The sequence below is a fragment of the Longimicrobium sp. genome (assembly GCF_036554565.1).
In the GTDB taxonomy this organism is placed as follows: Bacteria; Gemmatimonadota; Gemmatimonadetes; order Longimicrobiales; family Longimicrobiaceae; genus Longimicrobium.
Window position 1 is genome coordinate 1 of the sequence record NZ_DATBNB010000302.1, and the last position, 7,776, is coordinate 7,776.

The 7,776-nt window shown below is 71.0% G+C and carries 7 protein-coding genes; 3 read left to right on the forward strand and 4 right to left on the reverse strand.

All coding sequences use genetic code 11. The features are described 5' to 3' along the window. The 4 genes from VIB55_RS08155 to VIB55_RS08170 form a co-directional block, all read right to left on the reverse strand. Positions 1–1,071 (reverse strand): GAF domain-containing protein (locus tag VIB55_RS08155; protein WP_331876180.1); only part of this gene is annotated, 1,071 nt, incomplete at its 3' end. A gap of 237 nt (positions 1,072–1,308) precedes the next feature. Next, positions 1,309–2,244, reverse strand: a complete 936-nt coding sequence (locus VIB55_RS08160; RefSeq protein ID WP_331876181.1) for a DUF4382 domain-containing protein — start codon at positions 2,242–2,244, stop codon at positions 1,309–1,311. Between the two features lie 410 nt (positions 2,245–2,654). Beyond that, positions 2,655–3,581 (reverse strand): ribosome small subunit-dependent GTPase A, encoded by a 927-nt coding sequence (gene rsgA, locus VIB55_RS08165; RefSeq protein ID WP_331876182.1) that lies wholly within the window; start codon positions 3,579–3,581, stop codon positions 2,655–2,657. A 118-nt stretch (positions 3,582–3,699) separates the two neighbouring features. Further along, on the reverse strand, positions 3,700–4,623 hold the full coding sequence (locus VIB55_RS08170; RefSeq protein ID WP_331022243.1) for an RNA polymerase sigma factor RpoD/SigA: 924 nt from the start codon (positions 4,621–4,623) through the stop codon (positions 3,700–3,702). A 583-nt stretch (positions 4,624–5,206) separates the two neighbouring features. Here VIB55_RS08170 and VIB55_RS08175 point away from each other — a divergent pair. The 3 genes from VIB55_RS08175 (at position 5,207) to VIB55_RS08185 (ending at position 7,197) form a co-directional block, all read left to right on the forward strand. Beyond that, positions 5,207–6,049, forward strand: a complete 843-nt coding sequence (locus VIB55_RS08175) for a DUF5694 domain-containing protein (protein WP_331876183.1) — start codon at positions 5,207–5,209, stop codon at positions 6,047–6,049. A 108-nt stretch (positions 6,050–6,157) separates the two neighbouring features. Next, positions 6,158–6,892: a hypothetical protein gene (locus VIB55_RS08180; protein WP_331876184.1), complete on the forward strand. Its 735-nt coding sequence runs from the start codon at positions 6,158–6,160 to the stop codon at positions 6,890–6,892. Positions 6,893–6,912: 20 nt separating this feature from the next. After that, positions 6,913–7,197, forward strand: a complete 285-nt coding sequence (locus VIB55_RS08185; protein WP_331876185.1) for a DUF427 domain-containing protein — start codon at positions 6,913–6,915, stop codon at positions 7,195–7,197. The last annotated feature ends 579 nt before the right edge of the window (positions 7,198–7,776 follow it).

Sequence of the window (7,776 nt, forward strand, 5' to 3'; positions counted from 1 at the left end):
CTCCAGCAGGAGGCTCTGGTACCCCAGGATGGCGTTGAGCGGGGTGCGGAGCTCGTGGCTCATCGAGGCGAAGAAGCGGTCCTTGGCCTCGGTGGTCCAGCGCAGCTCCTCGTTGGCGCGCTCCAGCTCGCCGCTGCGCTCGGCCAGCGCCCCGTGCAGCCGCGCGTTGCTGATGGCCACGGCCGCGTGCCCCGCCAGCGTGAGCGCCAGCCGGGTGTCGCGCGAGGTGATCTCGTAGGCGCGGCGGTATCCGATCACCAGCGCCCCGAACGTTTCTCCGAACAGCGCCAGCGGCACTCCCAGCGCCACGCGCATCCCCTCGGCGGCGTGAAAGGGCTCCGGGACGGGGCCGTCTTCACCCGCCCGCAGCGTCAGCGGCTTCCCCGCGTCGGTCACCCGCGCCGCGAACGGATCGTCCCCCGTGCCCTCGGGGGCGCGCAGCCCCGCCGAGGCCAGGGTGCGGATGCGCCCGCCCTGCCGGGCGCTCACCGTTACGTAGTGCGCGCCCAGCAGCGTGCGGGTGAAGCGCGCCACCATGTTCAGCACCTCGTCGGGGTCCAGCGTGCGGTTGGCCGCCAGCCCCAGCACGTGCAGCGCCTCGCTTTCTTCCGCCCGGCGCCGGTACGTTTCGCGCTCCTCCTCCAGCGCGGCGGCGCGCGCCGTCCGCGCGGCCACCTGGCCCAGGGCCGCCGCCAGGGGCTGCCACGCCGCCCCGTCCGCCGGGAACGCGCGCGGCGGGGCGATCAGCAGCACGGCACCCGCCGCGCCCGCGCCGGAGCCGTTTTCGGACAGCGGCAGCACGAGCGCCGAGTCGCCCGGATGGTCGGCGGCGTCTTCGGGAAAGGCGGGGGAGAGGGGATGCACCACGGGAGAGGGCGCCTCGCGGGCGGCGCGGGCCAGCTCGGCCGACACGCTCACCCCCTCGGGAACGGCGGCCCGGCGGCTTCCGGACCCGTCCACCCAGACCGCGCACGCCGAAACGTCGTCCGGCAGCGCCGCCGCGGCCGCGCGTACCGCGGAGGCCATGTCGGTGCTTTCGTACACGCGGATGATGGCGTCCCGAAGATCCATGGGCGCGGGGATGGGCAGGCGGCGGTGCAGCGGAAGCGCGGCCGAACGGGGGCCGCGGGTGTACGCTGCTGGGGCGAGTTCGCCCAAGGTAACTCAACCGGCGCGCGCGAACAATCCGTTTCCCTCGACGCGATGGCGCCTTGGACGCGCACGATCGCGCCAGCGTCCGAAACGACGATCGGCGCGGCCCGTGGGGCCGCGCCGATCCTGGCGTTCTTTCGTCCGCGCCCGGCGAGATCAGCCCGCGGGCTTGGCCTTGCAGGTGGCCGCGGTGATGGTGTAGTCCGCCGTGGCCGTGGCGCCGGAGGCCACCGTCACCGTGGGCGCGCTGGGGGTGGCGGTCACCGTCAGCGAATCGCCGTTGGTGTCGCCCACCACGGGCACGTAGGTCATGGTGTACGTGCCGGGCGCCGCGGTGATGCGGTAGCGCGCGTCCGTGCCCACGGTGGCGTTCAGCGAGTCGGCGCCGGCAATGGCGCGGGGGGTGAACGCCTGCACCGTTACAGCCGAGCCGCCGCAGGTGGGCAGCGTTACGCCCTGCGCCAGCGACACGGCGCCGCCAATGCCGCCCGCGAAGCCGACGCCGGTGGCGCGCAGCACCGGGTGCATCACCCACTTGCCCGAGTTGCCGGCCTGGTGCCCGAAGCTCTGCGTGACGTCGAAGTCCACCGTCATGATCGCGGACTCGCTCTCCAGCACCACGGCTTCGTCACCGCCCGGGAACTTCACCTTGATGCCGCTGGAGCAGCCCGACGGAACCTGCAGCTGGCCGGTGGCGGTGGCGCCGGCGGGCAGCTCGGCATCCTTCGTGGCGTACACGGTCCCCGTTTTGGTGACCACGTACGCCTGGCACACCACGAAGCGAAGCTCCGAGTAGCGTCCGGCGGGGACCACGGCCCCGTTCACCAGCTCGGCGGTGCGCCCGCCGGAAAGCGTCAGCAGGTCCACCCAGCCGGTGGGTGCCGTCAGCACGTCGTGGCGGCCGCCGGTGCTGTCGGCGGCGGAGCCCTGCAGGTAGATGCGGTCGATCTTGACCCACGCCTGCGCCAGGTCGCCGGGCGCATCGGTCAGGCGGATGGAAAGCCGGGCCTGGTCGCTCCCCGTTCCGCCATCGCACGCGGCGAGGGCCAGGGCGGCGAGCAGGGGAAGGATCCCCTTCGCGTTCTTGAACATGTGTCTGCTCGTCATCTCGGGTGTGTCGGCCGGTGATGTCCCGGCGCTTGCACAGTAGACGAGTCTCGCGCGCGGAGGTCACATGGGCGTGCCGCAACCGCAACACGCGACGAACCCTCCCGCGGGCAGGCCGTGGGAGGGTTCCGGCTTTCACTTCGAAGCACCCGATGTCATCCCGATGGAGCGGCCCCGGTGAACCTGCCGGTGCCCCATCCTTCGCAGCGACTGAGGGATCCGCCACACACCCGGCTGCTGTCCGCCTCACCAGGGCCGGCCTCCTTGCCACCACCCGCACCGATGCAATGGAGCGGCTCGCGGAATGTGTGGCGGATTCTTCGGTCGCTGCAGGCTGTCGCTCGCGTGCGAGCTGGTCCTGGCCGCTTCCTCAGAATGACAGCCGGCGCGACGCGCTATCCGTCCCAGCCGCCTTCTTCCTGCTCGCCCGCGTACATCCGGCGGTAGCTGTCGTAGCGCCCGGGATGGATGTGCCCCGCGTCCACGGCGGCGCGGACGGCGCAGCCGGGCTCGTGGGTGTGCGTGCAACCGGGATAGCGGCAGTCGTCCAGCAGGTTCTCGAACTCGGGGAAGTAGAAGTGAAGCTGGTCGCGGTCGATCTCCCACAGCCCCAGCTCGCGAAGCCCCGGGGTGTCGGCCACCCAGCCGCCGCACTCCAGCGGAATCAGCTGCGCCGTCACCGTGGTGTGCCGCCCCTTGTTCACGGCCTCGCTGATGGCGGAAACGCGAAGCCCCAGCCCCGGCTGCACCGCGTTCAACAGGCTGCTCTTTCCCACGCCCGACGGCCCGGTGAGCGCGGACAGCCGCCCGCACAGCGCCTCTCCCATCTCCGCCACACCCAGCCCCGCCTTGGCCGCCGTGTACATCACCGTGTAGCCGGCGCGCTCGTAGTGGGCAAAGATGGCCCGCGCCGCGTCGATGCCGATGAGGTCTACCTTGTTGACGATGATCAGCGGGGCGATGTCGCTGGACTCGGCGATCACCAGAAAGCGGTCCAGCATGCGCAGGTGGGGATCCGGCTTCGCGGCGGCGAAGACGACGAGCACCTGGTCGACGTTGGCCACGATGGCCTTGGGGCGCGGCGCCTTGCCCGGCGCCTTGCGGGCCAGCACGGTGGTGCGCTCGTGCACGTTTTCGATGGTCCAGGCCTCTTCCTCGCCCGTGCTCTCGCGCTGAACGTCCACGCGGTCGCCCACGACCACCTTTTCGCCGGTGCGCTGCTCGCGCTTCAATCGGCCGCGCAGCACCGCCTCGATCACCCCGTCCGGGGTTTCTACCTCGTACAACCCGCCCTGCGCCCTGCGAACCGTGCCCGTCAGCATGAAGCCTTCGATGGGAAAACGCCGTCCGCACCATGACGGCTTCGGGTGAAAAGACGACGGCACCCCTCCGGATGGAGAGGTGCCGTGAACGACCGTACCGGGAGCGGGTGGCCGCGCATCAGGCCGCGAACGAAGCCAGCGCGTCGCCCATCTCGCCCTCGCGCAGCCGCTTGAGCGCGCGGTCGCGCAGCTGGCGGATGCGCTCGCGCGTAACGCCCAGGATGTCGCCGATCTCCTCGAGGGTGTGCTCGCGCCCGCCCTCCAGGCCAAAGTACAGCTTCAGCACCTTGGCGTCGCGCGGCTGCAGCGTGCCCAGCGCCTTGTCGATGCGCTCGGACAGCAGCCGCTCCTCCACCTCGTCCTCCGTCTCGATGGCCGAGTCGGCCACGAAGCGGTCCATCAGCTGGCTGTCGTCGCTGTCGCCGATGGGGGCGTCCAGGCGGATCTCGGCCGCGTTCAGCGTCTGCAGGCTTTCGACGATGTCCACCGACAGGCTGGTGGCCTCGGCCAATTCCTGCGGCGTGGGATCGCGCCGAAGCTCCTGCTTCAGCCGCTCCCGCTCGCGGAAGATCTTGGCCAGGTCGCTGGCGCGGTTCAGGGGCACGCGCACGCTGCGCCCCTGGTTGGCCAGCGCCGACAGGATGGCCTGGCGGATCCACCACACGGCGTACGAGATGAACTTCACCCCCTGGTCGGGATCGAACTTCCGCGCGGCCGTCACCAGCCCCACGTTCCCCTCCTGAATGAGGTCGGCCAGGGAAACGCCGCGGTTCTGGTACTTCTTGGCGACGGAAATGACGAAGCGCAGGTTGGCGCGCACCAGCTCGGCGACGGCGATCTCGTCGCCCGCCTGCGCGCGCTTGCCCAGCTCGATCTCCTGCGGGGGGGTCAGCAGCGAGTGGGTGCTGACCTCCTTCAGGTACTGGTCCAGGCTGCTCTGGTCCTCGGCGGCGACGGCGAAGCCCGCGTCCAGGCTGGGTGCCTGCCGCTTGCGCTTGCGAGTTGCCTTTCGCTGCGTCGTAGCCATGTCGTCGTTCTTCACGTGCTCTTCCTGAAAGGTCCGCCGCCCGCGCGAGCGCGGATCGGTCCGGACTTGCAAAAGGTCTGCCGCAGGCCGAAACGAAGCCGCCCGGCGCTGAGAGAGCGTCCGGGCGGCGGCTGCATCTGCGCGTGGCGGTTTGCCTACGCGCTTCGCGTGCCGCCCCCTGGCCCGCATGCCGCCGCCACGGGCATGCGAAGCCGTACCCGGATGGAGCCGGGCAGGTCCGTAACGCCGTGAGGGTGCAGGCAAGGCATGCTGAAAACGCCAGAAGGTTGGGGTTTGTGACTGTTGGGGCGCACAAGGTAGAGCGCCCCGCCCGGCCCGTCAACGGCCCCGCCGTGCATCTTTCGCGGGGCGCCGTCCGGGGCCGACGGGTCATACCGAGCGGCCCGGCGAAGGTTCCTCCCTTCGTGGCGGCTCCCGTCGGGTGCTCCCCGTGGGCTCCGTACGGATCGCGCCGGCCGCGGGTTTCTCGTGGGTCGATCGACCCGGGTGATGGCGGAAACCCGGTCCGCCCGCTGCACGTACTCCCCTCGTCGCCCGATCTCCATCCAGAAAACCCGTCTCCGGAGACGTTGATCCCATGCCGCCCAAGGCCGCCGCACGAATCCGCACTCTCCCCGCCCTGCTGGCCGCGCTCGCGCTCGCCACCGGCGCGTTCGCGCAGACCGCGCCGCGCGCCCAGGTGATGGTCCTGGGCACGCCGCACTGGGACAATCCCGGGCAGGACTACAGCAACACGCAGGTAGACGACGTCCTGGCCGAGCGGCGCCAGACGGAGATCGCCGCCCTGGCCGCGGCGCTCTCCGAGTTCCGGCCCACCCGTATCGCGGTGGAGGTGCCGGTGGCGCGCGACTCGGCCATTAACGCGCGGTACCAGGCGTACCGGCGGGGAGAGATTGCGCTGGGGCGCAACGAGGTCGACCAGATCGGCTTTCGCCTGGCGCACATGCTGGGGCACCCGCGGGTGTACGCCGTAGACCACCGGCAGGACCTGGACGTGGCCGGCGTGCTGGGGTGGGCCGCCCGCAACGGCCAGGCCGACGCCGCCCAGCGCATTGGCGCGATGATCCAGCAGCTGGTGGCCGAAAAGAGCGCCGCCGTCGCCAATGCCTCACTGGGCGAGGTGCTGCGGCGGGAGAACAGCCCGGCCGCCGACAGTCTGGAGTCGCTGTACCTGCACTTCGTCCCCATCGGCAGCGACACGTCGTTCATCGGGGCGCAGATGGTGGCGGACTGGTACGCGCGCAACCTGAAGATCTTCGCCAACGTGACCCGCGTGGCGCGACCCGGCGAGCGCGTGCTGGTGATCATGGGCACCGGCCACGGCCCGCTGCTGCGCCGGTACGTGGACGAGCACCCCGACTACGACCTGGTGCACGCCACCCCGTACCTGGAGCGCTTCCGGCCATCGCCATCGCGGTAGGCGCGCGCTGGGAATATGGAGAGCGGGGCGGGGTTCCTTGCCGGGACCCGCGCCCCGCTTCACTTTGCGTGCTGTGCATCCCGCCGTTCCCCACTTCCCCGCTCCGCAATGAAGCTTTCCGTCGACCGCGCCCTGCGAGCCATCTGGCTGGCCATCGGCGTGCTGCTGCTCGGGTTCCTGCTGGTGTTCGCCGTGGTCGCCGTCACGGGGTGGGTCCGCACGATGGGCGCGGACGAGGCCGCCGTGCGCGTGGCGAGGGAGAGTGGGGAGCCGCGGCAGGAGGCGCGTGCGGTGCGGGTGGGCATGCCCGACTCCATTCGCGGCAGCACGGCCATGATCGCGATGGTGGGGAACGGGCAGGCATACCAGAGCCACTACCGGGGCGACAAGGAGCAGCCGCCGGTGAACGTGGTCTTCCTGGACGACCAGGGCGCCCGCCTGCTGCTGGACAGGCCCGCCTACATCGGCGAGGTGCGGTATCCACGCCCCCGTGATCCTTCGGCCAACGCATCGCAGGACTGGATTTCGTACCAAATGGCGATGGAGGACGGCAACGGCAACGGGCAGCTGGACGACCGCGACCCGCGCTGGCTGTACGTAACGGACCTGGAGGGCCGCAACCTTCGCCCCGTGATCCGGCCCCCGATGCGGCTGCTGGAGTACCATGCCATCGGGCCCGGCCGCATCCTGGTCTACGCGCTGGAGCCGCCGCAGGGACAGCAGGTGCCGGAAGAGCGCATGCGCCAGCGCGCGTTCGTCTACGAGACGGCCACGGGCAAACTGCTCCCCTTTACCGCGCTGGACGCCGCGACCGACCGCGCGGCGAGCATCCTGGCGCGCTGAACTTCATGAGGAGGTCCACGATGGCGAGGGCGACCTGGAACGGGGCGGTGATCGCGGAAAGCGATGCGTATGAGGTGGTGGAGGGCAACGTGTACTTTCCGCCCGGCGCGGTGCGGCACGAGCACCTGCGTCCCACCGAAACCCACACGTTCTGCGGGTGGAAGGGCACGGCCAGCTACTACAGCGTGGTGGTGGACGGGCAGGAGAACGTGGATGCTGCGTGGTACTACCCGGAACCCAAGGACGCAGCGAAGAACATCGCCGGCCACGTGGCGTTCTGGAAGGGCGTCGTCGTGGAGAAGTAGACGGGCGGCGGCGGCGACGGGCTCGGGGCGTTTCGACCGAGGCCGGCGCATGCCGCGGCGCCCCCCATCCCCAGCCCTTCCCCCGCAAACCGCGCGGGGGAAGGGAGCCAGCCCGGTGTGCTGCCCGAGGTAAAGCGCGAGCACCCGGCCCGCCATGTTGTCATCCCGACGGAGCGGCCACCCCGAACCTTCGGCCACACCGTAGACGGCAGCGACCGAGGGATCCGCCACACACTCCGCAGGAACCCTCGAGGGCCGCGGGAACACCCTTCTGGGGTTCGGGTGCGCTTCTACTGGCGCCGGCGCATGCCGCGGCGCCCCCATCCCCAGCCCTTCCCCCGCAAACTGCGCGGGGGAAGGGAGCCAGTGTGGGGCGTCGCCATAACTCCTTGCAACACCATAGCCTGTCATCCTGGAGGCCCAGGCGCACCCTGTCTGCCCGCAGCACATTCCTCGCGGGCCGAAGGATCTAGCCTGAGCCACGTACAAGCCCGGGCGCGGCAGCAGTCACCTGTGCAGAGGCCGCGACGTCAGAGCGTTTCGAACTGGGCCGGCGCATGCCGCGGCGGGGGGGGGGGG